The 24,189-nt window shown below is 65.8% G+C and carries 27 protein-coding genes, 19 tRNA genes and 1 pseudogene; 7 read left to right on the top strand and 40 right to left on the bottom strand.

Translation table 11 applies throughout. The annotated features are described in order from the left end of the window. Nucleotides 1–76: 76 nt before the first annotated feature. Together M3C17_RS10470 and M3C17_RS10475 are read right to left on the bottom strand one after the other, a co-directional pair. Nucleotides 77–997 (bottom strand): cytochrome c oxidase assembly protein, encoded by a 921-nt coding sequence (locus M3C17_RS10470; RefSeq protein ID WP_259977663.1) that lies wholly within the window; start codon nucleotides 995–997, stop codon nucleotides 77–79. Nucleotides 998–1,159: 162 nt separating this feature from the next. After that, on the bottom strand, nucleotides 1,160–3,193 hold the full coding sequence (locus M3C17_RS10475) for a heavy metal translocating P-type ATPase (RefSeq protein WP_259977698.1): 2,034 nt from the start codon (nucleotides 3,191–3,193) through the stop codon (nucleotides 1,160–1,162). Between the two features lie 41 nt (nucleotides 3,194–3,234). Between M3C17_RS10475 and M3C17_RS10480 the strand changes: the two genes are divergently transcribed. From M3C17_RS10480 to M3C17_RS10495, 4 genes are read left to right on the top strand one after another with little or no spacing between them, the layout of a single operon-like run. Then, a complete protein-coding gene (locus tag M3C17_RS10480) occupies nucleotides 3,235–3,606 on the top strand; it encodes a helix-turn-helix transcriptional regulator (protein WP_259977664.1) in 372 nt (123 codons plus the stop codon). Between the two features lie 54 nt (nucleotides 3,607–3,660). Then, nucleotides 3,661–4,020, top strand: coding sequence for a helix-turn-helix transcriptional regulator (locus tag M3C17_RS10485; RefSeq protein WP_016465417.1), 360 nt, complete (start codon nucleotides 3,661–3,663; stop codon nucleotides 4,018–4,020). After that, complete coding sequence (locus M3C17_RS10490; protein WP_259977665.1) at nucleotides 4,017–5,927, top strand: cation-translocating P-type ATPase; 1,911 nt, start codon at nucleotides 4,017–4,019, stop codon at nucleotides 5,925–5,927. Before M3C17_RS10485 ends, M3C17_RS10490 begins: the two co-directional genes overlap by 4 nt. 5 nt (nucleotides 5,928–5,932) lie before the next feature. Further along, the gene (locus M3C17_RS10495) at nucleotides 5,933–6,241 is read left to right on the top strand and encodes a hypothetical protein (protein ID WP_259977666.1); all 309 of its coding nucleotides are present in this window, start codon (nucleotides 5,933–5,935) and stop codon (nucleotides 6,239–6,241) included. A gap of 134 nt (nucleotides 6,242–6,375) precedes the next feature. Here M3C17_RS10495 and M3C17_RS10500 read toward each other — a convergent pair whose 3' ends face one another. Genes M3C17_RS10500 through trxB form a run of 5 tightly spaced genes read right to left on the bottom strand, consistent with a single transcriptional unit; the run spans nucleotide 6,376 to nucleotide 10,186 of the window. After that, complete coding sequence (locus M3C17_RS10500; RefSeq protein ID WP_259977667.1) at nucleotides 6,376–6,780, bottom strand: arsenate reductase ArsC; 405 nt, start codon at nucleotides 6,778–6,780, stop codon at nucleotides 6,376–6,378. Nucleotides 6,781–6,796: 16 nt separating this feature from the next. Further along, nucleotides 6,797–7,801 (bottom strand): metalloregulator ArsR/SmtB family transcription factor, encoded by a 1,005-nt coding sequence (locus M3C17_RS10505; RefSeq protein ID WP_259977669.1) that lies wholly within the window; start codon nucleotides 7,799–7,801, stop codon nucleotides 6,797–6,799. After that, on the bottom strand, nucleotides 7,798–8,892 hold the full coding sequence (gene arsB, locus M3C17_RS10510; protein WP_021200832.1) for an ACR3 family arsenite efflux transporter: 1,095 nt from the start codon (nucleotides 8,890–8,892) through the stop codon (nucleotides 7,798–7,800). Before arsB ends, M3C17_RS10505 begins: the two co-directional genes overlap by 4 nt. After that, nucleotides 8,889–9,215, bottom strand: a complete 327-nt coding sequence (gene trxA, locus M3C17_RS10515) for a thioredoxin (RefSeq protein ID WP_021200833.1) — start codon at nucleotides 9,213–9,215, stop codon at nucleotides 8,889–8,891. The genes arsB and trxA overlap by 4 nt, the downstream gene beginning before the upstream one ends. Continuing rightward, nucleotides 9,212–10,186, bottom strand: a complete 975-nt coding sequence (gene trxB, locus M3C17_RS10520) for a thioredoxin-disulfide reductase (protein ID WP_259977670.1) — start codon at nucleotides 10,184–10,186, stop codon at nucleotides 9,212–9,214. Before trxB ends, trxA begins: the two co-directional genes overlap by 4 nt. A gap of 129 nt (nucleotides 10,187–10,315) precedes the next feature. On the opposite strand from trxB, the gene M3C17_RS10525 reads away from it, so the two are divergent. Then, nucleotides 10,316–11,377 carry a DUF4113 domain-containing protein gene (locus M3C17_RS10525; RefSeq protein ID WP_259977671.1) on the top strand — a complete coding sequence of 354 codons (1,062 nt, stop codon included), beginning with the start codon at nucleotides 10,316–10,318 and terminating at the stop codon, nucleotides 11,375–11,377. An 87-nt stretch (nucleotides 11,378–11,464) separates the two neighbouring features. Here M3C17_RS10525 and M3C17_RS10530 read toward each other — a convergent pair. From M3C17_RS10530 to M3C17_RS10575, 10 genes and pseudogenes are all read right to left on the bottom strand, one after another. Continuing rightward, a pseudogene (locus tag M3C17_RS10530) lies at nucleotides 11,465–11,860 on the bottom strand (DUF6283 family protein); the annotation flags it as partial. Continuing rightward, nucleotides 11,806–12,123: a hypothetical protein gene (locus M3C17_RS10535; protein ID WP_259977673.1), complete on the bottom strand. Its 318-nt coding sequence runs from the start codon at nucleotides 12,121–12,123 to the stop codon at nucleotides 11,806–11,808. The pseudogene M3C17_RS10530 and the gene M3C17_RS10535, both read right to left, overlap by 55 nt. Then, entirely contained in the window at nucleotides 12,120–12,515 is a 396-nt protein-coding gene (locus M3C17_RS10540) for a hypothetical protein (RefSeq protein WP_259977674.1), read from the bottom strand. Before M3C17_RS10540 ends, M3C17_RS10535 begins: the two co-directional genes overlap by 4 nt. Nucleotides 12,516–12,600: 85 nt before the next feature. Continuing rightward, nucleotides 12,601–13,515 (bottom strand): DNA adenine methylase, encoded by a 915-nt coding sequence (locus M3C17_RS10545; protein WP_259977675.1) that lies wholly within the window; start codon nucleotides 13,513–13,515, stop codon nucleotides 12,601–12,603. A 159-nt stretch (nucleotides 13,516–13,674) separates the two neighbouring features. After that, a complete protein-coding gene (locus tag M3C17_RS10550; protein WP_259977679.1) occupies nucleotides 13,675–14,016 on the bottom strand; it encodes a hypothetical protein in 342 nt (113 codons plus the stop codon). A gap of 23 nt (nucleotides 14,017–14,039) precedes the next feature. Continuing rightward, nucleotides 14,040–14,330, bottom strand: a complete 291-nt coding sequence (locus M3C17_RS10555; RefSeq protein ID WP_259977680.1) for a hypothetical protein — start codon at nucleotides 14,328–14,330, stop codon at nucleotides 14,040–14,042. Between the two features lie 31 nt (nucleotides 14,331–14,361). Further along, a complete protein-coding gene (locus M3C17_RS10560; protein ID WP_259977681.1) occupies nucleotides 14,362–15,480 on the bottom strand; it encodes an alpha/beta hydrolase in 1,119 nt (372 codons plus the stop codon). Between the two features lie 17 nt (nucleotides 15,481–15,497). Beyond that, nucleotides 15,498–16,436 carry a hypothetical protein gene (locus tag M3C17_RS10565; RefSeq protein ID WP_259977682.1) on the bottom strand — a complete coding sequence of 313 codons (939 nt, stop codon included), beginning with the start codon at nucleotides 16,434–16,436 and terminating at the stop codon, nucleotides 15,498–15,500. Between the two features lie 4 nt (nucleotides 16,437–16,440). Further along, the gene (locus M3C17_RS10570; RefSeq protein WP_259977683.1) at nucleotides 16,441–16,950 is read right to left on the bottom strand and encodes a hypothetical protein; all 510 of its coding nucleotides are present in this window, start codon (nucleotides 16,948–16,950) and stop codon (nucleotides 16,441–16,443) included. A gap of 20 nt (nucleotides 16,951–16,970) precedes the next feature. Further along, a complete protein-coding gene (locus tag M3C17_RS10575; protein ID WP_259977685.1) occupies nucleotides 16,971–17,567 on the bottom strand; it encodes a helix-turn-helix domain-containing protein in 597 nt (198 codons plus the stop codon). 3 nt (nucleotides 17,568–17,570) lie between these two features. Between M3C17_RS10575 and M3C17_RS10580 the strand changes: the two genes are divergently transcribed. Next, nucleotides 17,571–17,945 carry a hypothetical protein gene (locus M3C17_RS10580; protein ID WP_259977687.1) on the top strand — a complete coding sequence of 125 codons (375 nt, stop codon included), beginning with the start codon at nucleotides 17,571–17,573 and terminating at the stop codon, nucleotides 17,943–17,945. Between the two features lie 1,109 nt (nucleotides 17,946–19,054). Here M3C17_RS10580 and M3C17_RS10585 read toward each other — a convergent pair. The 23 genes from M3C17_RS10585 to M3C17_RS10695 all read right to left on the bottom strand — a co-directional run bounded on the left by M3C17_RS10585 (nucleotide 19,055) and on the right by M3C17_RS10695 (nucleotide 23,900). Next, on the bottom strand, nucleotides 19,055–19,330 hold the full coding sequence (locus tag M3C17_RS10585; RefSeq protein WP_259977689.1) for a hypothetical protein: 276 nt from the start codon (nucleotides 19,328–19,330) through the stop codon (nucleotides 19,055–19,057). A gap of 23 nt (nucleotides 19,331–19,353) precedes the next feature. Next, nucleotides 19,354–19,572: a hypothetical protein gene (locus M3C17_RS10590; RefSeq protein WP_259977691.1), complete on the bottom strand. Its 219-nt coding sequence runs from the start codon at nucleotides 19,570–19,572 to the stop codon at nucleotides 19,354–19,356. Next, on the bottom strand, nucleotides 19,569–20,009 hold the full coding sequence (locus M3C17_RS10595; RefSeq protein WP_259977693.1) for a hypothetical protein: 441 nt from the start codon (nucleotides 20,007–20,009) through the stop codon (nucleotides 19,569–19,571). Before M3C17_RS10595 ends, M3C17_RS10590 begins: the two co-directional genes overlap by 4 nt. A gap of 42 nt (nucleotides 20,010–20,051) precedes the next feature. Then, nucleotides 20,052–20,561 (bottom strand): HNH endonuclease, encoded by a 510-nt coding sequence (locus tag M3C17_RS10600; protein WP_259977695.1) that lies wholly within the window; start codon nucleotides 20,559–20,561, stop codon nucleotides 20,052–20,054. Between the two features lie 73 nt (nucleotides 20,562–20,634). Continuing rightward, a tRNA-Arg gene (locus tag M3C17_RS10605) sits at nucleotides 20,635–20,708 on the bottom strand. Between the two features lies 1 nt (nucleotide 20,709). Next, a tRNA-Arg gene (locus M3C17_RS10610) sits at nucleotides 20,710–20,786 on the bottom strand. 115 nt (nucleotides 20,787–20,901) lie between these two features. After that, nucleotides 20,902–20,976, bottom strand: a tRNA-Glu gene (locus M3C17_RS10615). A 195-nt stretch (nucleotides 20,977–21,171) separates the two neighbouring features. Next, nucleotides 21,172–21,245, bottom strand: a tRNA-Gln gene (locus tag M3C17_RS10620). Nucleotides 21,246–21,281: 36 nt separating this feature from the next. Next, a tRNA-Gln gene (locus M3C17_RS10625) sits at nucleotides 21,282–21,352 on the bottom strand. Nucleotides 21,353–21,731: 379 nt separating this feature from the next. Beyond that, nucleotides 21,732–21,803, bottom strand: a tRNA-Arg gene (locus M3C17_RS10630). Between the two features lies 1 nt (nucleotide 21,804). After that, a tRNA-Met gene (locus M3C17_RS10635) sits at nucleotides 21,805–21,880 on the bottom strand. A 106-nt stretch (nucleotides 21,881–21,986) separates the two neighbouring features. After that, nucleotides 21,987–22,067: transfer RNA gene (locus M3C17_RS10640), tRNA-Leu, on the bottom strand. A gap of 127 nt (nucleotides 22,068–22,194) precedes the next feature. Next, nucleotides 22,195–22,280: transfer RNA gene (locus tag M3C17_RS10645), tRNA-Ser, on the bottom strand. Between the two features lie 154 nt (nucleotides 22,281–22,434). Then, nucleotides 22,435–22,506 (bottom strand) — tRNA-Val (locus M3C17_RS10650). A gap of 185 nt (nucleotides 22,507–22,691) precedes the next feature. Next, nucleotides 22,692–22,765 (bottom strand) — tRNA-Thr (locus M3C17_RS10655). A 106-nt stretch (nucleotides 22,766–22,871) separates the two neighbouring features. Next, nucleotides 22,872–22,943: transfer RNA gene (locus M3C17_RS10660), tRNA-Ala, on the bottom strand. 115 nt (nucleotides 22,944–23,058) lie between these two features. After that, nucleotides 23,059–23,131, bottom strand: a tRNA-Phe gene (locus M3C17_RS10665). Between the two features lies 1 nt (nucleotide 23,132). Continuing rightward, nucleotides 23,133–23,210: transfer RNA gene (locus tag M3C17_RS10670), tRNA-Met, on the bottom strand. Between the two features lie 2 nt (nucleotides 23,211–23,212). Further along, a tRNA-Thr gene (locus M3C17_RS10675) sits at nucleotides 23,213–23,286 on the bottom strand. Between the two features lie 152 nt (nucleotides 23,287–23,438). After that, nucleotides 23,439–23,515 (bottom strand) — tRNA-His (locus M3C17_RS10680). Between the two features lie 2 nt (nucleotides 23,516–23,517). After that, nucleotides 23,518–23,589: transfer RNA gene (locus M3C17_RS10685), tRNA-Asn, on the bottom strand. A gap of 14 nt (nucleotides 23,590–23,603) precedes the next feature. Then, nucleotides 23,604–23,680: transfer RNA gene (locus M3C17_RS10690), tRNA-Ile, on the bottom strand. A 146-nt stretch (nucleotides 23,681–23,826) separates the two neighbouring features. Further along, a tRNA-Leu gene (locus tag M3C17_RS10695) sits at nucleotides 23,827–23,900 on the bottom strand. Between the two features lie 30 nt (nucleotides 23,901–23,930). On the opposite strand from M3C17_RS10695, the gene M3C17_RS10700 reads away from it, so the two are divergent. Further along, complete coding sequence (locus M3C17_RS10700; RefSeq protein ID WP_259977696.1) at nucleotides 23,931–24,134, top strand: hypothetical protein; 204 nt, start codon at nucleotides 23,931–23,933, stop codon at nucleotides 24,132–24,134. Nucleotides 24,135–24,189: the final 55 nt, after the last annotated feature.

Genomic DNA, 24,189 nt, shown 5'->3' on the forward strand with positions numbered 1-24,189 from the left:
GCGCACCGAAACTCCGACTCTCCCAGGCGATCGATAAACTCGTCCAAAGACACGGACCTTCCCTGGGCGCGCTCCGTCAGGCTCGTCCTCGTTGATCGATCTGCGCGAGATAGGCGTTGTACTCTTCCAGCTCTGCGTCCTCGCGGGATTCGTTCAGGCGTGCCCGTCGGCGATCACGGGAATGCCATCGTGACAGGCAGACGATGAGCACGATCAGAAGCGGCAACTCTGCATAGGTCCACAGGAGCATGCCGGCGACAGCCTGGTCGTACATCGGGTCGGCGTCCAGGCTCTCACTCTCATAAGCAGCGAACAGCGGAGCACCGGCACGAATCAGGATTAGGCCGAGGATGGCGTGGATCTGGATCTCCACAAAGATGTCGATCAGACGGGCAGGGAACGACGGTGCACGTGGAAGCGGATCCGAAGACCAGAGCGGTACCGCTGCGACCAGGCCTACGAGCAGGAAGAAGGCAAGCAGGAGGTCCGCACCGACGCGACTGCCCATCACGAGGCTGATGCCATCGGTCAGGTAGAGGCCGGGGAACACCACCAGTGCGATCGCGATGGGCAAGAGCGGATGCAGCAGAGCGCGGGCCCACGTGGATCGCAGCCCGGTCAGAGCCGCTTTCAGAAGCAATAGGCTGGCGCTGTAGCGCGGGGTACTGCGGAGCAGAAGGCGCCCGGGGGAACCGACAATGAGCAAAGGTGGGATGACCGTCATCGCAGTGATCTGCTGAAACATCAACGCGGTGACAGACACCGACGCGTACCTGTTGACCCCGAAGGTCGCGATGCAGAACATCAGCGCGCAGCCGAGTACGAACGAGATCGTCCTCGGGATCGACCATCGGCGACCGTTCGCCCACAACCGGATCGCGCCACCCAGGTACCAGCCACACAACACCACGGCTGTGAGCGTGACGACCGGTGACGCGCCCGCAAGATCGAATCGGAACCAGTCCGAGAAGAACGGAAGAATCGCGTCGGTCGACACGCGGGCTCCTTGAATAGTCATGGTGGTCGACACCGGGGGATCAGAGGTATGTACCCTCCCTCGCGCCCGGGGCCTCGGCTCGCCGACGTTCCGCCGACAGATCCGGCCCCCAAAGGCTCAATGTCCAGGCTACCCAGCCCGGACGGAACGATCATCTCGTTCTCAGGCTGCGGGCTTGTCCTCATGGTCGATGCCGGCATGCTCCTGGCCTTTCTCGAACCCGAGGAGGCGCAAGGCGTTAGCGACGACGATCAGCGTGGATCCCTCGTGGATGAGAACCACAGCACCGATGGTGAGCCCCAGGAAAGTGGCCAGGATCAGGAACGCGACGATCGCGAGGCTGGCGATGAGATTCTGCCGGATGATCCGGCTCGTCGCCCGGCTCAGGCGTACGGCGAAGGGCACCCGTCCGAGATCATCGCTCATCAGCGCGATGTCGCAGGTCTCCAGCGCGACGGTCGATCCGGCGGCCCCCATTGCGATTCCGATGTCTGCGCGTGCCATCGCCGGGGCGTCGTTGACGCCGTCTCCGACCATCGCGATGGGGCCATGCGTCTCGGCGAGGCGGGCGATCTCGGTCACCTTGTCTTCGGGAAGCAGTTCACCGATCGCAGTGTCGATTCCGACCTCCCGTCCGACGGCGTCGGCGACGCGCTGGCTGTCGCCGGAGATCATGACCAGCTGGCCCACGTTCGCGCCTCGAAGGGCGCGGAGGACGTGCGCGGACTCTGCGCGGGAGGTGTCCATGACGCCGACGATGCCGAGGAAGGCGTTACCGCGCCGAACGATCATCAGCGTCTGACCGGAGTCGCGGGCGGTCTGATACGCGTCGGCCAGCGCGGTGGGAAGCTGCAGTTGCTGCTCCTCGAACATGCGGAGGTTTCCGACCTCGACGCGCTCCCCGCCGATGGTGGCCGTGACCCCGCGTCCGATGACCGCGTTCAGGTCGTCCGCCGCGAGTCGGCCGCCGTCGGCGAGGCGCGGGGCGAGGTCGCGGACGATGGCGGTGGCGAGGGGGTGGTCGCTGAGTGATTCGACGGCGACGAGCGTGGCGATCAGGTCCCCTTCCGTCACGCCATCGGCATGGACAAGCGAGGTGACGCGGGGGGCGCCCCAGGTCAGCGTTCCGGTCTTATCGAAGGCCATCGTCTTCACCCGTCCCAGCGTCTCCAGTGGACCTCCACCCTTGACGAGAACGCCAGCGCGGGCTGCTCGAGCCACACCGGCAAGAACGGCAGCGGGCGTCGCGATGGCAAGCGCACACGGGCTGGCAGCCACGAGCACCGTCATCGCCAGGTAGAAAGCGTCCGGGAAAGCCTCCGAGAACGCGAACATCGCGACCAGCAGCGTCACGCTGACACCGACGATCACACCGGGAACGTACCAGCGCTGGAACCGGTCGATGAACTGCTGGGTAGGAGACGCGGCCTGGTCTGCATTGCGGACGAGCTCCACGACCTTACTTAGAGTGGAATCCGCCGACGTCGCCGTGACCTCGATCTCCAGGACGCCCGACCCGTTGACCGTGCCGGCGAACACCCGGTTCACGGACGGCAGCGTGTCGAGCATCCGCATCGCCCGCGCCGGGTCCGCCACCGGCTCCTTCTCGACCGGGATCGATTCCCCCGTCACAGCCGATTGATCCACGGCGGAGACGCCCGCAATCACGAACCCATCCGAGGGGACCCGGGAGTTCGGACGGATGACTACGATGTCACCCACGGCGAGGTCCTCCACCGGCACTTCAACAGGTTCGCTCGCACCTCGTCGCACCAGGGCACTGCGCGGCGCGAGCTCGGCCAGAGCCTCGATCGACTTGCTGGCCCGGCTGAGCGCGTACTCTTCAAGCGCGTGACCGAGACTGAACAGGAAGAGGAGAACTGCGCCTTCTGCCCACCGGCCGATGAGCGCGGCACCGATCGCCGCCACCAGCATGAGAAAGTCGACCTCGAACTTCCCTCGCAGCGTCGACGAGATCGCCGTGCGGATCGTGAAGAACCCGCCGAAGAAATAGGTGGCGAGGAAGAAGACGAGAGGCCACCCGATCAGCGGAAAACCGAGAGCGTACTCGGAGATCATCCCTCCGGCGTAAGTGATCCCGGAAGCGATGGCGAACCACAGCTCCCAGCGTGCCGACCCGTGAGCGTGGTCATGTGTCTCAGCGGAAGATCGTGCGGCCGTTTCGATGGAGGGCATGCCCAAAAAATTACCTCAAAACATTGTGATATGTTGTAGATGTGAATGATTCTCATGTTCGGGTAGCTGCCCCCGGGGCCACCTTTCAGCTTTCGGCGACACTAGGCAGTGCCGAGCTGACGAACAACGAAGCGGAACAGCTGGCCGAGATCATGCAGGCACTCGCCTCCCCCCTTAGGCTGCGCATTCTCAGTTCTTTGCGCACCAGGCAGAGAACCGTAACCGAGCTCAGCGAACTCCTGAACGCGGGCCAGACCACCGTGTCGAATCACCTTCGGCTACTTCGCCACCTCGGCCTGGTCAACGGAGACAGACACGGACGCCACGTGCACTACACATTGTTCGATGAACACATCAACGAGTTGCTCGACGAAGCCGTAGGCCACCTGAAACATCTCCCCCAGATCCAGTAACCCCCTCTCGAGTCATGCACAGCAACTGCACACTAGGTGGTGTATAGTCAGCACATGCTGACCATTGCTTCACGCCTCGACGTCATGAACCGGCTCGGCCGGGCCATGGCCGACCCGACGCGCTCTCGCATCCTGATGACTCTACTCGGTGGCCCGAGCTACCCGGCCGTGCTCTCGCGCGAGCTGGAGCTGACCCGTTCGAACGTCTCGAACCACCTGACGTGCCTGCGCGACTGCGGGATCGTGGTCGCTGAGCCCGAGGGACGGCAGACACGCTATGAGATCGCCGACCCGCACTTGGCTGCGGCGCTCACCGCACTGGTGGACGTGACGCTCGCTGTCGACGAGCACGCGCCCTGCGTGGACTCTTCGTGCACGGTACCAGGCTGCTGCGGGACGGGAGCGGGCGAGTGAGCGCGGCGTGCGGCTGCGAGCACGACGAGCCGGAGACCGCTGTCGGCGAAGAGGCCGAGGAGGCGGAGCACCCCTGGTGGCGGGACCGCGCGATCATGGTCCCGGTGTTCTCCGGTATCGCGTTCCTTACCGGCCTGGTCCTGGAGTGGTCCGGGTTGGAGATCCCGGCGCTGGTGCTGTTCTGGATCGGTCTGCTGCTGGGCGCGTCGACCTTCACCCCGGGTGCGATCCGGAAGCTGTTCAAGGGCAAGCTCGGCATCGGCCTGCTGATGACGATCAGCGCGGTCGGCGCGGTGATCCTCGGCTACGTCGAGGAGGCCGCCGCCCTGGCGTTCCTGTACTCGATCGCCGAGGCGCTGGAGGACAAGGCGATGGACCGCGCCCGCGGCGGACTGCGGGCACTGCTCAAGCTCGTCCCGGAGACCGCGACTATCCGCCGCGACGGAGCATCGGTCGAGGTCGCCGCGAAGGATCTCCAGGTGGGTCAGCTGATGTTGGTGCGTCCGGGTGAGCGGATCGCGACCGACGGCGTCGTCCGTACGGGGCGTTCCAGCCTGGACACCTCCGCGATCACCGGGGAGTCGATCCCGGTCGAGGTCGAGCCCGGCGACGCCGTCTCCGCCGGGGCAATCAACACCGCCGGGGCGCTGGAGGTCGAAACGACCGCGGCGGGCACGGACAATTCGCTGACGACGATCGTCGACCTGGTGGAGAAGGCTCAGGCCGAGAAGGGCGACCGCGCCCGTCTCGCCGACCGCATCGCCCGCCCCCTCGTTCCCGGCGTGCTCATCCTCGCCGCGCTCGTCGCGATCATCGGGTCGCTGCTCGGTGACCCGGAGCTGTGGATCACCCGCGCCCTCGTCGTGCTCGTGGCGGCGTCCCCATGTGCGCTGGCGATCTCGGTGCCGCTGACCGTGGTGGCGGCGATCGGGTCGGCGAGCAAGTTCGGTGTGATCATCAAGTCCGGGGCTGTGTTCGAGAGGTTCGGCGTGATCCGTCACGTCGCCGTCGACAAGACCGGCACCCTCACCCGCAACGAACCCGCCGTCACCGCCGTGCTCACCGCCGACGGCGTGACCGAAGCGCAGGCACTGGTATGGGCGGCCGCGCTGGAGCAGCACAGCACCCACCCCCTCGCCGCCGCGATCACCGCTGCTGCGCCGGGCGCTCCGGCTGCGGAGAGTGTGACCGAGCAGGCCGGCCACGGCATCGAAGGCAAGCTCGACGGCGCGCGAATCACGGTCGGTAGCCCGCGCTGGCTCGACGCCGGGACGCTCGGGGACCGGGTCGCGGGGCTGGAAGAGCAGGGCATGACGGTCGTCATCGTGCACCGCGACGACATCGCGGTCGCCGCGATCGGCGTCCGCGACGAACTGCGCCCCGAGGTCCCCGACGAGGTTGTCCGCACGCTCGCCGCCCAGGGCATCGGGGTCACCATGCTCACCGGCGACAACGCCCGCACCGCCCGTGCCCTCGCCGCTCAAGCCGGGATCGGCGACGTGCGCGCCGAACTGCGCCCAGAGGACAAGGCCGCCGCGATCGGCGAGCTCAGCGAGAAGGGGGCTGTGGCGATGATCGGCGACGGCATCAACGACGCCCCCGCCCTCGCCGCCGCGGACATCGGGATCGCGATGGGCGCGACCGGCTCGGACGCCGCGATCGAGTCCGCCGACGTCGCGTTCACCGGCCACGACCTGCGCCTGCTCCCGCGCGCGTTCGACCACGCCCGCCGCGGACGCCACATCATCAACCAGAACATCATCCTGTCGCTACTGATCATCACCGCCCTGCTCCCGCTGGCCCTGTTCGGCATCCTCGGCCTCGCCGCCGTGGTCCTGGTGCACGAGATCGCCGAGGTCGCCGTGATCCTCAACGGGCTGCGCGCTGCCCGGACTCGGAAGGAGTAGACCGCATGAAGGTCGAACTGTTGCACATCGTCGACTGCCCGAACGCAGACATCGCCGAAACCAACGCACGCGCGGCGCTGGATGCGCTCGGGTTCGGGACCGTGGCTGTCGAGGTGGTGACGATCCGGACGGAGGCAGAGGCAGCGAGCACTCAGTTCGGAGGCTCGCCCACGATCCTCGTCGATGGTGTCGACTTGTTCCCGACGGCCCCGGTTCGCGCGCTCGCATGCCGGGTCTACGCGACCGAGAGCGGGTTTGCCGGAGCGCCCACGCCGGAGCAGATCGAAGCAGCGCTGCAATGCGCATCTCGATAGAGAGAGCGACCGGTGACAACGATCACTGGGTCACACCTCACGGCACAACGGTGTTCGCCGCAGGGACCAAGAAACCCGAAACACGGCGGAGGGGCAGGGCCATTGGCCTCTGCCCCTCCGGTGCTCACAGCTCCTCAGACGAGCAGTTCTGCGAGAAGGGTCTCGATCCGGGCCTTGATGTCGTCGCGGATGGGGCGAACGGCGTCAATGCCCTGCCCGGCCGGGTCGTCGAGCTTCCAATCCTCGTAGCGCTTGCCCGGGAAGAACGGACAGGCATCCCCGCATCCCATCGTGATCACGACGTCGGAGTCCTGAACGGCCTCAGTGGTGAGGACCTTCGGAGCCTCGGCGGTGATGTCGATGCCCTCTTCCTGCATGGCCTCGACCGCGATGGGGTTGATCTGGTCGGCGGGCATGGACCCGGCCGAGCGGACCTCGACACGATCACCCGCGAGGTGACGGAGGTAGCCGGCGGCCATCTGGGAGCGGCCGGCGTTGTGGACACAGACGAACAAGACGGACGGCTTCTGGTTGGTCATGGTTCTTTCGCTTCTTTCAGTCGGTGAGAGTGGCGAGGAGGCCGCGGACGCGGCCCTCGATGTCCTGGCGGATCGCGTCGACCCCTTCCGGGGAAGCGAGGGCCGGGTCGCCGACGGCCCAGTCTTCGTACCGGACGCCGGGGATGATCGGGCACACGTCCCCGCATCCCATGGTGATCACCACGTCGGCCGCGCGCACGGCGTCATCGGTGAGCGGCTTCGGGAAGGCGGTGCCAGCCTCGGTTCCGTCCTCGATCTGCGCGAGGAGCGAGCGCACGTGCGGGTGCACGTCCGACGCCGGAGCGGAGCCTGCAGAGCGGGCGACCACGGCACCGTCGGCGAGCCGGTTGACGATCGCGGCGGCGAGCTGGGAGCGGCCCGCGTTCTGCACGCACACGAACAGCACCTGCGGCACCCCGGCCGACCGATCACGGGTCAGATCGGCCAGGCGCTGCCGGGCGAACCGCTCGGTCAGCGGGATCATATGCGCCGTCAGCTTCGCCGAACGCACCAGGCCTGCGTAGGACTCACGGACGATCGCGATCACGAGATCCCGGTTCAGACCGGTCAGCTCGTCCGCGAGCTCCTCCGCGAGACGGGTCACCCGGGCGTCCATCTGCTGCAAGGCCTCGGCCCGTGCTGCGGTGTCCTCGGGCTCGTCGGTGACGGCAGCGGCGGGAGCGAACGCGTCGAGGAGGGCTGCAACGGCGCGCTGCTTGCCCGGGGCAACGCGGTAGTACACCCAGGTGCCGCGCCGCTCGGACAGCAGCATCCCGGTCTCCTTCAACACCTTCAAGTGGTGCGAGACGGTCGGCTGCGACACCTCGGCGAGGTCCGCGAGGTCGCATACGCAGGACTCGCCGCGCTGGTCGGTCGCGATCGCAGAGAGCATCCGCAGCCGCAGCGGGTCAGCGAGCGCTTTCAGCGCGCCGGCCACGGTGGCCGCGGCCTCAGTCCCGATGGCGTGCGCCGTGGACGGGGCGCACGCGTCGGCGTCGGCGATGACAGCAGCGTCGGTCATGACGTCCTCGATTCGGCGGTGGTGGCGTAGGGGTCGGTGTGGAACCAGGCTCGCGCAGCCCAGAGCGAGACGTAGACCAGGCCCACGAGCACAGGTACTTCGATGAGGGGGCCGACGACCCCGGCGAGCGCTTGCCCGGAGGCGGCGCCGAACGTGCCGATCGCCACCGCGATCGCGAGCTCGAAGTTGTTTCCCGCCGCGGTGAACGCGAGCGTCGTCGACCGGGCATAACCCAGACCGAGCCCCTTGCCGAGCAGGATGCCGGCGAACCACATCAGCGCGAAGTAGACCAGCAGCGGCAGCGCGATGCGGGCGACGTCCATCGGGTGGGAGGTGACCTGTTTGCCCTGTAGGGCGAACAGCAGCACGATCGTGAACAGCAGTCCGTAGAGCGCCCAGGGCCCGACCTTCGGGAGGAACCTCTCCTCGTACCAGTCGCGCCCCTTGCGCTTCTCGCCGATGAAGCGGGACGCGAAGCCCGCGACGAGCGGGATCCCGAGGAACACGAGCACGTTCAGGGCGATCTGCCAGACCGAGATCTCCAGCCCCTGCGCATCCAGCCCCAGCCAGCCCGGCAGCACGGTCAGGTAGAACCAGCCCAGCACCGAGAACATCACGACCTGGAAGACCGAGTTGATCGCGACCAACACAGCGGTCGCCTCCCGGTCACCGCACGCGAGATCGTTCCAAATCACGACCATCGCGATGCAGCGGGCGAGACCCACGATGATCAGCCCGGTCCGGTACTCCGGCAGATCCGGCAGGAAGACCCAGGCGAGCGCGAACATGACCGCGGGCCCCACGAACCAGTTCAGCAGCAGCGAGGAGACGAGGAGCTTCTTGTCTCCGGTGACGGCGGCGACCTTGTCGTAGCGGACCTTCGCGAGCACCGGGTACATCATCACCAGCAGGCCCAGCCCGATCGGGATCGAGATCCCGCCGACCTCCATGGCAGAGAGCGCGTCTGAAATGGCGGGCACGAAACGGCCGAGCAGGAGGCCTGCGACCATCGCGAGGCCGATCCAGAGCGGCAGCCACTTGTCGAGGGTGGAGAGCCGTTTCGGGGCGGTGCGGGTCAGGGTGTCGGTCATGCGAGCAACTCCTCGATCTTCGCGACGTAGACGGGTTTCGGGTGCGCGCCGATCAGCACGTCCACACGTTCCCCGGCCCGGTAGAAGCCAAGGGTCGGGATCGAGGTCACGCCGGCCGCGGTCACGGTCTCGGGGTTCTGGTCGGCGTCTACCTTCACGATCTTCACCCGCCCCGCGTACTCGCCGGCGAGCTGGTCCAGGATCGGGGCGATCGCCCTGCACGGGCCGCACCAGGTCGCCCAGATGTCGACCACGACAGGCAGCTCGGACTCGAGCACCTCCGCCCGGAAAGTAGCGTCGGTGACGGGAGTGACGGTACTCATGCGGAGACCTCCAGAACAGGTGCGGAAACGGTGGCGGGTGCGAGGTTCGACAGGTAGTGCTGGGCGTCCTGCGCGGCTGCGCAACCGGTGCCTGCGGCGGTGATCGCCTGCCGGTACGTGTGATCGACGAGATCCCCGGCCGCGAACACCCCGGCCAGGTTCGTCCGCGTCGACGGGTGCGCGACCCGCACATACCCGTCCGCGTCAGTGTCGACCTGCCCGGCCACGAGCTCGGAGCGCGGGTCGTGCCCGATCGCGACGAACACCCCCGTCGCGTCGAGCCTCCGCTCGGCCCCGGTGATCGTGTCGCGCAGCGTGAGCCCGGTGACCTGCTCGTCGCCGAGGATCGCGGCGACCTCGCTGTTCCAGGCGACCTCGATCTTCGGATCGTCCAGGACGCGCTGCGCCATGATCCTCGACGCCCGGAACTCGTCCCGGCGGTGCACGACGGTCACCTTCGATGCGAACCGGGTGAGGAACAGGGCCTCCTCCATCGCGGAGTCCCCACCGCCGACCACGACGATCTCCTGCTCGCGGAAGAAGAACCCGTCGCATGTCGCGCACCAGGACACCCCGTGCCCCGACAGGCGCTCTTCCTCGGGAAGGCCGAGCTTGCGGTACGCGGAACCCATCGTCAGGACCACCGACCGCGCCCGGTACGTCGCCCCGGCACCGGTCTCGATGGTCTTCACGTCGCCGTCGAGATCGAGGCGGATCGCGTCGTCGTAGACGATCCGAGCGCCGAACCGCTCGGCCTGCGCCCGGATCGACTCCATCAGCTCCGGCCCCTGCACGCCGTCGACGAAGCCCGGGAAGTTCTCCACCTCCGTCGTCGTCATCAGCGCACCGCCCGCGGTCACCGAGCCCGCGATCACGACCGGAGCGAGACCCGCACGCGCCGCGTAGACCGCCGCCGTGTACCCCGCGGGACCAGACCCGACGATGACCAACTCGACCTCTTGATTCGACATGCTTCTATATTGACACTTATCGAATCAGTCCGCGACTCTGAGATGGCATTGTCACCGGATGTTCACCTGTCGTGCTCACGCAGGACTGCCAGCACCTCTCGCGCGTGACCTCCGCATCATCGACGAACAATGCGCGAAAAGTGCACTCTTCAACAATCGGACCTACCAGTACGAGTCCTGGAGCGGTTCGCGAGCGAGGTCGACATCTATAGCATCGATGAGGCCTTCCTCACGATCGACCGACGCACGTCGGCGAACTGCGAGGCGATGACCGACCTGGGGCGCACGGTCCGCTCGGAGGTCCGGCGCCTGATCGGCGTGCCCGTGTGCGTGGGGATCGCACCGAACCGGACATTGAGCAAGCTGGCGAACCGCTGCGCGAAGAAGCTCGATGTCTTCGGCGGGGTCTGCGTCTGGCCCGCGACCCGGCCGGAGTGGCGGGAGCGTCTGATGCGCAGCCTCCCTGTCTCCGAGGTCTGGGGCATCGCGTCGCGCCTCGAGCGGCGATTGCGCACTCTCGGCATCGAGTCGATCTGGGATCTCGCGACAGCGGATCCGACGTTCATCCGGAAGCAGTTCAACGTCACCGTCATGCGAACGGCTCTGGAGCTGCGCGGCGTCGCGTGCATCGGCCCGGAGGAAGATCGGACAGGCAAGAAGGATCAGTTGATCGTCAGCCGCTCATTCAGCGAGAAGGTGACGACGGTGAACGGTATCCGCCAGGCACTCAGCATCTACGCCCAGCAGATGGCGTCGCGCCTTACCCGCCACTATCAGGTCGGCAAGACTCTTGTGGCCTTTGTCGGCACGGCTCACTTCGCGGAGCAGACGCACTACCCGCAGGTGAAGGTCCGTTTGCCCTTCCCGACAGCAGATCCCGTCGAGCTCACGAGGGCCGCCCATCAGTTGCTCCCCTATATCCAGGACGGTAGCCGGTATGCCCGAGCGGGACTCATGATGGTCGATCTCCTGCCTGCCGGCGTGCACCTGCCGTTGGAACCCTTCCGAGCCCCGCACGAGGACGCCGGGATCGCCGGCATCATCGACAGTGTGCAGAGGAAGGCCGGCAAGGAGGCGCTCGGGCTCGGGTGGGGCGGGATGCGTCCGGGGCCGTCGTGGCAGATGAAGCGCGAGATGCTCACCAAGCGCGCGACGACACACTGGGACGAACTCGTGACAGTGCGCGCCTAACGCCGGCGCTCGTGTCTGCACGGGACCTTCGGCAGAGCCTGCGCGAACACGGATGATCTTCGCGATCGCAGCGACGGCCTCCTCTCCGGGCTGTTCGATCTCGCGGCGCCCGTTTGCCGCAGCCTCCGCGCCGGAGGCGAACAGGGTCGCGCTCGTCTCGTAGGTGAGGCATGCGGCGTCGATCTCCCCGCTGATCACACCGAGACGGACCGCCAGCAGATCGGCCGGGTCTCGGTGCCCCAGCCAGCCCGCGCAGATGTCGCGGCTCCCTTGATGGCATACGAAGACAGCGGGCGGCTGGTCCACCAAGTCGCGGTCATATCGTTCGAGCTTGGAGTACTCCTCTTCATGCCAGATGCCGCTCGCGACCGAGGTCCTGTACGGGCAACTCGCACACGGCGTCCGCCGCGGTTTCGAGGCCGCGGCCATCAGAACGCCTTCCGATCGAATCCCGTTGGGTCGGCGCGGAGCGGGTCTTGCCATTCGAGGCCGGCGGCGACCGCCCGCGCGAGGCTCTCCAGCCCGAGTCCGAAGTAGCAGTATCCGTGCTCGAGCGTCGGGCACATGCCGTGCGGATGCTCGGCGCTCGACGGTGAGCACTCGACGCCGTGGACATGGAGAACCAGACGCCAGTTAAACAACGCCCGATGCACCTCTACGAAGTAGGTCTCAGCGGTGCGGATCCGGAAGCCGTGCTCGGTGGGCACGATGCCGGTGTTGGCCACGAGCTCGTGAAGGGTGCTCATGCGGTTCCGCTTCGCCGAGTCGTGCTCCCCTGGTGGTGCCGGCGCTCCTCCAGGGATCTGCGGATGGCAGTGCTGAGTGGCGGGGTATCCGCTCGGTGATGGTCGATGAGGTCGTGCGTCAGTTCTGCGCATCCGATGGCGAACTTCAGGATGTAGTCGATGTGTCCCGAGGCACTGGTCTCGATGCGGAGGATCGCATCCTCGTCGACGGGGAGGAGACCGCGGGAGGCTCGCAGCCGGTTGGTCGCGTCGAGCATCACGTGCCGTTCATAGAGCACCCATCCGAGCTCGCCGGTCGCCGTGTCGAAGTGGTTGCGCTGGTCACGCACGGCTGCAGCGTTGAGCAGCGCACCCTTCAGTTCGTGAAGATCCCGTCGGAACGTCTCGGACATGAAGTCAATCCTTCCAGCAGATGTCGCTTCGCTGCGGTCGCCGAGCCCTCTCCGGTCCATGCGCACCACATACCCGGCATCGGCCTCATGTTGTCGCGGCGAGCCCTTCTCCAATAGGTGCGTCTGGAAGGTTGAACGCGTCCGAGTTGAGGTTGTCGCTGATGACCGCGAGCTCTGTGGCCTGACGTGCCCGGTTCGCGGTGTTCCGGATGCCGAACGGGATGACGCGCCTCTCCGGGTAGAGGACGGTGGCGACGTCGGGGTGGTTGTCATAGGTGAGCAGCCATCGTGCTGCCGTGCCGTTGAGCGCGGTGGCGAGTCGCTGGTGAGCGGCACGGTCCATGCCGTGCGCGTAGAGCCGGTTCCCCTCGCGAAGGTAAGGCGGGTCGACGAAGAAGACGACCTCCTCGCAGATCCCGGCCTCGTCGACATTTTCGATGAATCGGATGCCGTCCGCGTAGCGAGACCGCAGGCGCGATCGCAGCGCGTGGACTCGACGGATCCGATCCGCGAGGGCGGGTCCGTTGAACCGTGACGCGAGCGTCCAACGACCGTCCTGAGCGCGTCCTCCGATAGGTCCGGATCGTGGCGCGATGATGCCGGAACGGGAGCAGCGGTTGACGATGAACGCGGCGAAGGCCAGCTCGTATGTGTCGACACCATCGGCCATCTCGAGAAGGGTCCGAGACCTCTCCCAGAGGCGCATCGTCGGGATGGTGCGCTCGACCTGGGTCGCGAGATGCTCACCGTCGGCCAGCACAGTCGCCCAGAACGCCGCGATCGCCGGATTCGCGTCGACGAGCCACGCTTCGTCGACGGCACCGCGTTCTACCAGGTTGAGTGCGGCGCCGGCGCCGCCAGCGAAGGGCTCGATCCAGATCTCGATGGGCAGCTCGCTCATCTGCCCGGTGAACATGTCGCCGAGCATCGGCGCGATGGACGCCTTTCCTCCGGGATAGCGCAGCGGGCTCAGGTACCGTTCCGCGCGGCTCTGTTGCATGCCTTCACATACCCCGCGCAACGCGAAGATGATGCAGGAGGCCACTCACGGCCGCCTGCCGGGCGTACCTCACATGACCAACCAGATCCTGGCCGGGAACCCGCATACGAGTTCCGTGAGCCAGTGGAATGCGCCTCTCTCCGCCCCGTAGCGCCCGTTTCAACGAGCGTTCAGGCGTTTCGTGTCCTGCGACATCCGATCAGGCCTGTCTCGGCCCTTGTCGGCGTTCGCTCGTCTCGCTCGCGGGAACCGCCGTCTGAGGGCGCGAAGTGCTCGCACAGCGAGGAAGATGATGGCCAACGGCCATCCCCACACCATGAGATAGGCCAGCAACCCGAGCAGAGCCGTCAGGTCAGCTGCGAGCAGGATCATCCAGGAGCCGAGTCCTGGATCGGTGTCGGAGGCGACGCCTTCCAGCCAGATCACTGTCGGCGCTGCGGCCATGACAGTCGCGGGCGCCAAAGCCGTGAAAATCGCGATCCCCGTGAGGACAGTCATCATCCGAGGAGTCAGGACTGGGAGCTTCATGCTGCCTGCTCCCGATGAGCGTGAAGACGGATCATCAGGATGGTCGCTTCCATGAACGAATCCGTGACCGGGGCGAGCCCGCGGGCTTCCGCCCACGGCGACGGAAGCCCGCTCTGCCATCGCTCGAGCTCTCCGGCCCACAGGTCCGCACTACCGCCGGATTCGATGAACGCCGAAAGGATGCGGTTGTGAACCGGACACTCCGGGTGCGGATAAGCGACAAGGTCACCTGGCTCACCGAGGTCGCTGCCGGTCAAGCACATGCCGTTGCAGTTCATGCCGGTCACATACCCGGCGCTCCGCCGAAGACCCAGTGAGCTATGCGACGGTAGTCAGCCAACTCCCGATTGCAGCGTCAAAGCCATCTGGATCGACGTTGTACTCCCAGGAATGGTCCGCGTCGGGTGCCGTGTAGAGCGTCACCCTGTCGCCACCAGCCTCAACGAACTTCTTCGTGATGGAGAATGGCACGGTTCGGTCCCCAGGTGAGTGGATGACCAGGGTCGGAATCGATAGGCGTCCAGGAATCGTCCAGTCCAGCTCCTGGAAGTTGGCCGGCGTTGTGAGGCCGGCCAATTGGCTGAGTGCCCGATTGGAGAGCATCAGATGCCCCAGGAGTCCAGCCGTCGCCGGGAGCCGTCGCCGCGCCGCGCCATGCGCGATGATCCCACGCCAATCCGATGCCGGAGAGATGAGAACGAGACCCGCAACCGCGTCGCGGGCCGCGCTGCGCTCGGCGACGAGGAGCGCGATGGATGCGCCCATGGACCAGCCAAAGAGGAAGACACGCTCGGCACCGTGGGCGACCGCGTATTTGACGGCAGCGTCTACGTCGGCCCATTCCGTTGTGCCAAGCGATGCCGCGCGACCTCGGGCCGCCGTGGTGTCGGCGTCACCCCTGTACGAAACGACCAGACTTGTATGGCCTTCCGCCGATGTCACCGGGACACTCCGCATTGCATTGTGCCGATCCGCCCGAATCCCGTGGATGTGGATTGACCACGTGTCGGCGCCGTCCGGCCCGAACTGCCACGCAGGACACGGACCAAGCGGCCCGTTGATTGTGATCTCGGAGTGCACTCCCATTTCGTCTGGGCTGAAGTGCGTCTCCCCTTCCCACCGAACCGTCCGAACGCCCGCGAGGCTTCCTCGCTGTCGGATGATGGTGCGCGTGACACGACGCCCGTCTGAATCGACGATGTCTCCGACTTGAGCGGCGCCGTTCGGAAAGTGCACAACGAACGTGCCCGGATGCGCGCTCTCGGGAGTGCGCTTGAAAGTGATCGTGGTGTCGTCGTAGGCCAGGACGCCCTCGTCGCGTCGGATCTTCCACGAGGCGGCCTTGCGTGCCAATACAACGCCCAGCACCAGGACCAACCCTGCTGCCACGATCAGGGAAGTGGCTGCCGTCAGCCAACTGAGGAGTCCTGATCCCATGTGCTTCCCTTTCGCAATCACCCGGCGGCCTCGATCATTTGTGGGAGGTCGGCTTCGACCCAGACTTCTGAATCGGCTACCAACGTGGCCTCAATAGGACTCAGGGTGAGGTTGCCGAGAATCCGGTGGTCATTGATGCGGATCAACAGGGAGTAGACCGTGTACGTGTCCGCCGGGTGTCCGACCTCGTCATCGAGCGATGGCAGCCCATTCCGAGTGATGATCTTGCGGAGACCGTCCGCCCGCCGTCGAATCCGGCGCGCCCGTGAGATCCGTCTAATCGAGAAGTAGACCATCCCGCTGGCGATGAGTATCACCCCTGGGTAGAACAGGACATCGAAGCCCCAGTACGCAATGTGGACCAGCGCTGGATTCCCGATCCGAAGGTGGTCGACCGTCATCGTGATGGCCTCAACGATGCAGCCTCCTATGATCGCAAGTCCGCCAGTACGGAACAGACGGTGCCCCGGAGCAGTGTGCCCGCGCGAGGCTCTGACGATGCCTCCGACGATCCAGCACAGTCCGGCCATGTAGATCAGCGCACTGACATAGATGGCGGGGTCGTATGCGTGGACCCGCGAGAAGTGCTCGACTGTCGGCCCTCTGTTCCGGCTTAGGAAGAAGGGGAGCGTGAACAGCGCACACCCGAGGACCGGAACAGGGATAGTTCGAAGCGGATGGGCGCCAATCCCGTCGATGGCTTTCGCTGCTTCCGCGAAAGCCCAGAATGCGAAGGTCGCCAGCACACACTGCACGAGCCACACGATGTTAGTACCACCGAGCCCGGAGTCCAGGACTTCAATCGGTATGACTGGTCCGAGCGTCATGATGGCGAGGCAGGCCAACAACACAGCCAGCCAGGTCATCCACGACTCTCGATTGCGAACTGCAGCCGGAATGCGTGCGATCAGGACGGCAATGAGGACGACGAAGACACCTAGGTAGAGGTACCTCATGTGATCAGCCGAAGATCCGCTCATCGTTGAAGTACTCGGGGCGCAAGAGTGACCGGGTGATGATCTCCCCCATCGCCTCCGCCTCACCTTCATGGAGCGCGTCACCCGCGAGTGGCGAGAGGGAGTTCGGTGTCATGAGCACTCGCCCTCGGACTTGGCCAGCTCCTGCAAGCCGACGAATACCGTCATCCATGGACAGCCCTTCGCACCCCGGGTGGCCCCAAAGCATGTGTCCGAACTCATGATGGAGGCCTCGCACCTGGTAGTAGACGCGATCCGTGGCCCTCAGAACCACCTTGGAGAGCTCTTCATACTCGATCCACAGGGCAGTCGTGTGCACGAGCGCGGGGTCATCCAGCTTCTCGATCCTGATCGGCTTGCCGGTGATCTCTGCAATCCTCGTCGTCAACTCGTGCGGGGTCCTGACCCGCGCCAGGTCATATTGCGAGAAGAGCTCAAGTGCTCGAGCCCTCATACTGGCTGCATCTTCCCACGGAGTCGACTTCATGCTCATGCTCCTCAACCCGAGCTGGGTTACCGCGTCCCGATCACTTGGGTGAGCGCGCGCAGCTCTGCCGCTGAGAGCGCTGAAAGCGATCGCGCGGCGATCCGCTGGACTCCAGATGCTGCCGCAACGCGCGAGAACTCGACGAGCGCCTCAACACGATCGGCATCCTGGTCATCCCCGAACTCCGTCAGGTAGGAGAGGGGAACGTTGAACTCGTCGGCGACCTCCTCAAGGTCCGAGAGCGCGAACAGGACCTCGTGGTCGCTGACTTGTCCGACCATGGACGGTGCAGAAGCATCCAGAAATGTGAGGCGACGAGCGAACTCGGCAGTAGGCACGAGCACTGTTTCCGTGTCTGCGTCTGCGTCTGCGACGACTGGTGCGCTGCGAGGATCTTCGACCTCACCGATCAAGTAGCCGACTGACGTCGACAGGGCGGCAGCGATGATGCCAAGGTCAGCGATGCGCCAGCGGCGCACGCCGGTCATCTTTAGGCTCAGCGTCGACCGGTTCAGCCCGGTCCTTCTGGACAAGTCTGCAGTACTTCGGATGCCGGCATTGAGCATCTGCAGCTCAATCCGACGGGAAATCTCTTCCCAGGGTAGGTCTGTGGTTCGGGTCACACGATGACCCTAGCAACAATTGGTTGCAAAATGAAGCACTCTGTTGCAGGCTCGTTCGCAGGCTTCGAGATCTCGGCGGACGGCTCCGCCCCGACCTCGGGATTGGAGGGGCGAATGGATGATGCGACGGAGGGGGAAGCGCTCGTGATCACGACACAGACGCGCAGGCTCTCAAGTCAGATGGCGGACGCGAGCCGGAGATTCAGACTCGCAACTCGGATTCGACTTGAGTTGGAGGCCTCGTGCCAGCGTGTGCCGCACAACGTGGAGGTCATCCGTGCAGCCGCACAGCAAGGCGTGCTGCTTACTGTTGCGGATGTAGAAGGCGTGATCGTCTTCGCTGCTCGCCATCGTCGCCCGCGCGCGATGACTGCTTGACCATGGTGGCTAGAGTCGAGCCAGCCAATCCAGGATGGCGTCGGAGAATCCGTCAGGATCCACGTTGTACTCGCGGGTATGAGCAGCGGGGGTCGTTTCGTGAAGGACAACCCTGCTCGGGCAACGGTCAGCGAATCTCCTAGAACTGCTGAACGGAGCTGTGCGATCGCCGCGCGAGTGTATTACCAGTGTCGGGATGTCCACCGTCCTGCGACCCGACCAGTCGAGTCTCGCGAAATCAATCGGTTCCGCCACCCCAGCCAGCCTGCAAAGAGGTCGTGTGCCGAGGCACATCGTGAGCAGCTCGACAGCAAGTACCGGCGCTGGCAACTTCATTCTCCGCGACGCGGTCTGTGCGAGAGCATGCCAATCGGTCGCTGGGGAAATCAGGATCTGCCCGCGCAGGAGGTCTTTGTGTGAGCTGTGGTCACCGAGCAAAAGGGCAATCGTTGCGCCCAGGCACCAGCCGACGAGCAAGATCCGATGCGCGCCGTTCCGCCTGCTGTAGGCGAGGGCCGCCTCGACGTCATTCCACTCGTCAAGACCGAGACGTGTCGCCCGCCCCATTTGCAGCGGGCCTTCCCCGTCCCCTCGATATGAGACGACTAGATGAGCAGTATCGGCGTGGCCAGACATCGCAGCAACAGACCGGAGGGCATTCATCCGATCGGCGTTCATCCCATGGATGTGTATCGCCCACGTTGTCGCTTCCGGGTCGCCAAAAAACCATGCCGGAGCTTCTCCTGACGGCGTGTTGACGACGATCTCACGGTATGGGCCAACCTCATCCGGTGAAGCGTGGATGTGTCCGTCCAGGACGCCGCGCCCACTCTGGAGTGATCCCGTTATGGTTTCGAGTCGCCTGACGACCGTCTTCCCATCATCGCTGAGGACGTCCCCGACGCGCGCATGGCCGGACTTGGTCCAAAGCCCGAAAGTCCCGGGGTGGCGCGTCAACGGTGTTGAACGGAACGCGGCGAGGTCGCCCACTATTCGGACATGTCTCCGCTTCTCGACACGTCGCCAACCTACGAGCAATCGGCAAAGCCTGCGCAACGCGACCGCCAGGATCGCTCCGACCAATAGAGCAACGGTGACTGCCCACCACATCAGTGCCGTCGCACCAGGATCAGCCGATACCCGTCCGGCACCACGGCCCGCACAGCGTCGATGCTCTCTCCCTCGACCTCGGCGAGATCGCCCCAGTGGGCCAGCTTGGCAGCCATCGACAGGCTGGGCACCTGCTTCGTCTTGGTGATCGGACTGTCGGTGACAACCCATCCGTCCGGAACCTGCGCCGCCAACCTCTCCCTCAGGTCCTCCGTGTCATCCCCAGTGAGAGTGAGTTCCTGGATCCTGGTGGATTGGATAACGCCGACGAGCATGCCTCCAGCCTAGGCCCGCATGATCACGTCACGTCGATGCCACACAGCCGGCAGCGCCGCATCGTCCCGGGGCTGTTCCAATCGCATCGGTCGTGGTTGCAGATCGCCTGCACGAGGTGGCACACACTGCACGTCACCAGAACCATCGACCCCTCAGGGAACACGAGCTCTCGCGGGTACTCGGTGAAGCTGCCATGCGACCGGTGCAGGTCGAGGGTTGGCGTCGGGTCGGACATGATCATCCACCGTCACGGTCGCTCTCGCCGATGTAGTCGCGGATGCTCTCCGCCAACCACTCGCAGGTCTCATAGGGCTTGTCCTGGTGCTCGTCGTTGTCGTAGAGCTCCACGAGCCGTCGCAGCTCGTCCGTGGCCGTGATCGGGTCACCGTCGAAGATGCACCCGTCGTTCACGTAGATGCGGGTGCGCTCCTGTGCGCCCGCTGTCGTGTCGATCTGCACGACGGTGTAGCTGATGCCCTCTGACGTCGTGTGCTGGTAAGCGTGGAGGTCCTCAAAGGGGCCCGCACGACGCGCACGATCAGCCTCGATCGACCGCGTGAGGAGTGCGTGGATCTGATCGCGCGCGAGGCTTTCGCCATCCACGCCGACCATCACTTCGTTCGCGAAATCCTCTGCTGAGCGGATGTCGTCCTGGGAGGCCGGTGTCGTACTGGTCATGGCTGTCACATACCCGGTCCCGCCGGTGCAGGCGGGACCGGGTCACGCCAGTCCGATTACGGCGAGGTCGGCGCCGGTCTGAGCGATTGCCAAGATCATGGTGTCGCGGCGAGTGACCTCACGTGGCGCGAAGCGGAGAACCATGCGCGCCTCTTCGGGTGTGCGGTCGGCCTTGGTGTTGTTGCATCGGCTGCACGCCGCGACCGTGTTCATCCACTCGTCCCGCCCTCCACGCGAGCGCGGCATGACGTGATCTACCGTCGTCGCGTGACGGCCGCAGTAGGCGCACTCATGGCCGTCACGGCGCAGCAGACCGGCACGCGACCATGGGACAGTGCCGTACCGGTAGGGCACGCGCACCATCTCTCGGAACTGCACGACGCGAGGCATCGGGAACTCGGCCTCGGCGGAACGGACAACCCTGCCAGGAACCGCGTCAACGATCGTGGCACGCTCACGTATCAGGAAGATCAGCGCGCGTTGCAGCGGCACGATTCCGAGCGGTTCCATGGATGCGTTCAGCACGACGACGCCGCTGGTGATCCTCACCATGGCGCTCTCCTCTCTGCTGAACGGTCGTGGATCCGGCATTTCCAGTCCTCGGAGTCCACAGCGGAACACGATGTGCGCTCGACCGGATTCGAACCGGTGACCGTCCGCTCCGGAGGCGGAAGCTCTGTCCATCTGAGCTACAAGCGCGTGGTGCCCTCAGGAGGAGTCGAACCCCCGACCTCCGGTGCCGTAGACCGGTGCTCTGTCCTACTGAGCTATGAGGGCCAGGTGGCGGCCGCGGGCAGTGCGCCCCGTCGCCTCTCCTCCTGCTGGTGCAGGCTGAGCTACCCGACCGCTGCGATGAACGCTTCGTCTCGCACGCCGGCGGTCTCGGCGCTTGCGACCCCTGCCGGATTTGAACCGGCGCCCTCCTGACTGAGAATCAGGCGTCCTCGACCATCTAGACCAAGGGGCCATCGCACTCCCCAAGAAGCTCCATAGGGAGTGCGCTCCCGCCGTTGACGGCAACGGGAGCTTGCGCGGAAGGATCCGCACCGGAGCAGCCTCGGTCCGCTCTCTCCGGCTGTCGCGGGCTTAGCCCGCGGGCTGACGGTGGGTCGTCACCCTGTTGCCGGTGCTTACCTGGCCGCCGGCAGCCTTTCAGTGTGCGCTCCCCGAGCAGGAATCGAACCTGCGAAGGCCGGACCCAGAATCCGGCTGGCCGTGCCAGCAGACCATCGGGGATCAGCCGCGTGTGCGGCGTCATGTGAAGTTGTAGAGCTCGCCCACCAGGGATCGAACCTGGGCGACCCGCTCCAAAGGCGGGCGTGCTGCCGTTACACCATGGGCGACTACGGGGACCCCGTCGCCTTACGCAGAACTGCGGATCGATGGTACTGACGCTCCCAGGTGGAACCGTCCGGGTTCCTGAACCGTATGTCGACGACTCGGATGAAGTCGAAGTTGACACCGGGCCGAACCTCGAGCACTTCGGCTTCCACGTCCGGCCACCCGTGGTCGTCGGGCACCCCCATGAACAGAACAGTGTCTCCCACGGCGATGTGCGCCGCTGCGACTTCCTGCTCTCGACTGTTGGACCCGAGTTCGCCCGATGGCTCGCTTCGCTGCCTGCCAGTGAACTGCCCGCCATCCGCCCCTTTGCCTCGATGCTCGCGGCCTGCCCGGTCGAAGGTGCTCATGACGGTTGCACGCCCGGCGAGCTTGCGTGGGTGGCCCGAGCCGGATTCGAACCGACGACGCCCCGTGTAGGAGACGGGCGCTCTTCCGCTGAGCTACCGAGCCATGGTCGCGATGGCGGGACTCGAACCCGCGACACCGGCATTATGAGTGCCGTGCTCTACCGTCTGAGCTACACCGCGCGGTCGGCCGGATGCAGCGACGAGGGCGATCGTTTGGTGTCCGCGCCCAACCATCCAGCGCGCTCACCCTCGTTCTCCTGTCGATGTCTGCGCGACATCCGGCCAGTGCCCACCCCGGGATTCGAACCCGGATGCCTTTCGGCAGCGCGTTTTGAGTGCGCCATGTCTGCCACTCCATCAGGCGGGCGTGGGGCACGGTGACCGTCGGAGTCTCGCGACGGCTGGACTCCCCAGAGAGGAGCGCACGCCCGCGCCACGCGCACTTCGACAGATTCCAGGCCCGGTACCTGACCTGCGGGCTGTCGCGCCCGTCGCGGAGGAGACAGGATTCGAACCTGCGTGAAGCTTCCGCCTCAACGGATTAGCAATCCGCCGCCTTCGACCACTCGGCCACTCCTCCAGACCGGTGACGAGTGACCCCATCACCGGCTTCTCCGCCGCCGAACACGGAAGGGGCTGGCCGCCCAGCGAGGAGGCCGTGGTGCGAATCCCGACACGCTCCTCCCGGTCGCGGTTGGCATCCGTGCCCGGCTCGACAACCAATGCTGCCGAAGTGCACTGGGAGGGACTCGAACCCCCGCCGGACTGGGTGTAAACCAGCTGCTCTGCCGCTGAGCTACCAGTGCGGACGGCCCCGCCCGTGAGCGAGGCCTGGTGCGCGTCGGCTCGGCACCGACGCGCTTCCCACTGTCGTGGGCGTTCCACCTGTGAAGGTGCGGACCGTGAGAGGCCGACGAGGTGCCGTAGCGTTCCCCTCTTCGACGTGACGGACCGTTCGCTCGTCTCTCGTGGCCACGGGAGACGAGGTCTGAGCCTCCTGCCGGGATCGAACCGGCGGCCCTCCGCTTACAAGGCGGACGCTCTGGCCATCTGAGCTAAGGAGGCGTTTCGCCCCGGCCGGCGCAGCCGGTGCTCGCGGGGCGCGGAGAAGGCGATGCGCATCACCATCTCCGACCAGCGCCACGGTCCTGCAGAACCGATGACGCCGACGTGGACCTGAGGGGACTCGAACCCCTGCGCTGCTCCTTGCAAAGGAGGTGCTCTGCCGCTGAGCTACAAGCCCTGGCGGGGCCGGTGCCGGCTATCACCGTGGAGCGGTGCGGGATGCGCGCGTCCCTTCTTCGCCGGTCGTGCCCCATGGCGCCGAACAGCATCCAGGCGGACGCGTCGGGTCGCCGTGTCCACCGCCGGGTTCGAACCGGCAACCTCTCGGGCTTCAACCGAGCGCTCTTCCATATGAGCTTGGAGGACGTGGGTGCAGGGGCAGGATTCGAACCTGCGACCTCCGGCGTATGAGACCGGCGGGCTGACCGAGCTGCCCTACCCTGCGCGAGCTTCGACCGGGATTCGAACCCGGGGCCTGTCCCTTACGAGGGGACCGCTCTGGCCTTCTGAGCTATCGAAGCGCAACTACGACGCCGGTGACACCAGTCCGGGCCGGAATCGAACCGACCTCAACGCGCTGGCGCCGCAGTCACCCGGGCTTGTACCGGCGCGGTGAAAGAGGCGCGACCTCGAGCACCGCGGTTTCGTCGCGCTGCAGCACGACAAGATCACATGGGGTGAACGACGGGGCTCGAACCCGCACAGAGCAGGTCCACAACCTGCCGCATTGACCGCCTCTGCCACGTCCCCAGCTCCCCCGGGTGGGATCGAACCACCGGCCTGCCGATTAACAATCGGATGCTCTGCCGCTGAGCTACGGGGGATCATGATCTCTTGATGGTCCGCGACCGACGAATCGAACGTCGCAGCACCGTCTTATCAGGACGGCGGCGTCACCAGCTGCTCTCGTCGCGGGCAGGCCTGGAGCAGTTCGTCCGACTCCAGGCCGCAAGGCAGCAGCTTTGCTTGGACTTCACCTGGCGGGCCACCGCGGGAGACCGCTCAGACCGTCGCACTGTCTTCTCCCGGGAGCTGGACGGCCAGTTGCTGTCCGAGATGTGTGCCCGACCGGGGAGTCGAACCCCGAACCTCCGGATCCTAAGTCCGGCGCCTCTGCCAGTTGGGCTAGACGGGCGAAGTTGACGCTCATGCGTACGATGGCGTCGTGAGCGCTGATGAACCACCACTCGACCTCGAGGACCTACTCCTCGCCGGCGGCGAGGAGCCCCGCTGTCCCGATTGCGCGATCGTGAAGAGGGTGGCGACTGCGGGGTGGGTCTGCCCTGAATGCGGGCATCTCGATCCGGTCGACGACGACGTCGAGTGGCCCGGCGAGGGCGAGGGCATCGGCAGTGTGCACGGCGGGTAGCTGTACTTCCCCGTGAGGTTGTGAACGCGTTCTGAGGGGGTCTGCCCGCCGATGC

Origin of the sequence: Microbacterium sp. p3-SID336 (genome assembly GCF_025143365.1) — a bacterium.
GTDB lineage: Bacteria > Actinomycetota > Actinomycetes > Actinomycetales > Microbacteriaceae > Microbacterium.

Bases quoted from the DNA above. Each gene is read 5' to 3' on its own strand.
- M3C17_RS10595 (WP_259977693.1), bottom strand. From the start codon at position 20,009: ATGACCAGTACGACACCGGCCTCCCAGGACGACATCCGCTCAGCAGAG.
- M3C17_RS10550 (WP_259977679.1), bottom strand. From the start codon at position 14,016: ATGATGACTGTCCTCACGGGGATCGCGATTTTCACGGCTTTGGCGCCC.
- M3C17_RS10600 (WP_259977695.1), bottom strand. From the start codon at position 20,561: ATGGTGAGGATCACCAGCGGCGTCGTCGTGCTGAACGCATCCATGGAA.
- M3C17_RS10585 (WP_259977689.1), bottom strand. From the start codon at position 19,330: ATGCTCGTCGGCGTTATCCAATCCACCAGGATCCAGGAACTCACTCTC.
- trxA (WP_021200833.1), bottom strand. From the start codon at position 9,215: ATGAGTACCGTCACTCCCGTCACCGACGCTACTTTCCGGGCGGAGGTG.
- M3C17_RS10535 (WP_259977673.1), bottom strand. From the start codon at position 12,123: ATGAGCACCCTTCACGAGCTCGTGGCCAACACCGGCATCGTGCCCACC.
- M3C17_RS10540 (WP_259977674.1), bottom strand. From the start codon at position 12,515: ATGTCCGAGACGTTCCGACGGGATCTTCACGAACTGAAGGGTGCGCTG.
- M3C17_RS10580 (WP_259977687.1), top strand. From the start codon at position 17,571: ATGACCCTAGCAACAATTGGTTGCAAAATGAAGCACTCTGTTGCAGGC.
- M3C17_RS10505 (WP_259977669.1), bottom strand. From the start codon at position 7,801: ATGACCGACGCTGCTGTCATCGCCGACGCCGACGCGTGCGCCCCGTCC.
- M3C17_RS10570 (WP_259977683.1), bottom strand. From the start codon at position 16,950: ATGAGCATGAAGTCGACTCCGTGGGAAGATGCAGCCAGTATGAGGGCT.
- M3C17_RS10475 (WP_259977698.1), bottom strand. From the start codon at position 3,193: ATGCCCTCCATCGAAACGGCCGCACGATCTTCCGCTGAGACACATGAC.
- M3C17_RS10565 (WP_259977682.1), bottom strand. From the start codon at position 16,436: ATGAGGTACCTCTACCTAGGTGTCTTCGTCGTCCTCATTGCCGTCCTG.
- M3C17_RS10495 (WP_259977666.1), top strand. From the start codon at position 5,933: ATGAAGGTCGAACTGTTGCACATCGTCGACTGCCCGAACGCAGACATC.
- M3C17_RS10500 (WP_259977667.1), bottom strand. From the start codon at position 6,780: ATGACCAACCAGAAGCCGTCCGTCTTGTTCGTCTGTGTCCACAACGCC.
- arsB (WP_021200832.1), bottom strand. From the start codon at position 8,892: ATGACCGACACCCTGACCCGCACCGCCCCGAAACGGCTCTCCACCCTC.
- M3C17_RS10590 (WP_259977691.1), bottom strand. From the start codon at position 19,572: ATGATCATGTCCGACCCGACGCCAACCCTCGACCTGCACCGGTCGCAT.
- M3C17_RS10485 (WP_016465417.1), top strand. From the start codon at position 3,661: ATGCTGACCATTGCTTCACGCCTCGACGTCATGAACCGGCTCGGCCGG.
- M3C17_RS10525 (WP_259977671.1), top strand. From the start codon at position 10,316: ATGCGCGAAAAGTGCACTCTTCAACAATCGGACCTACCAGTACGAGTC.
- M3C17_RS10545 (WP_259977675.1), bottom strand. From the start codon at position 13,515: ATGCAACAGAGCCGCGCGGAACGGTACCTGAGCCCGCTGCGCTATCCC.
- M3C17_RS10560 (WP_259977681.1), bottom strand. From the start codon at position 15,480: ATGGGATCAGGACTCCTCAGTTGGCTGACGGCAGCCACTTCCCTGATC.
- trxB (WP_259977670.1), bottom strand. From the start codon at position 10,186: ATGTCGAATCAAGAGGTCGAGTTGGTCATCGTCGGGTCTGGTCCCGCG.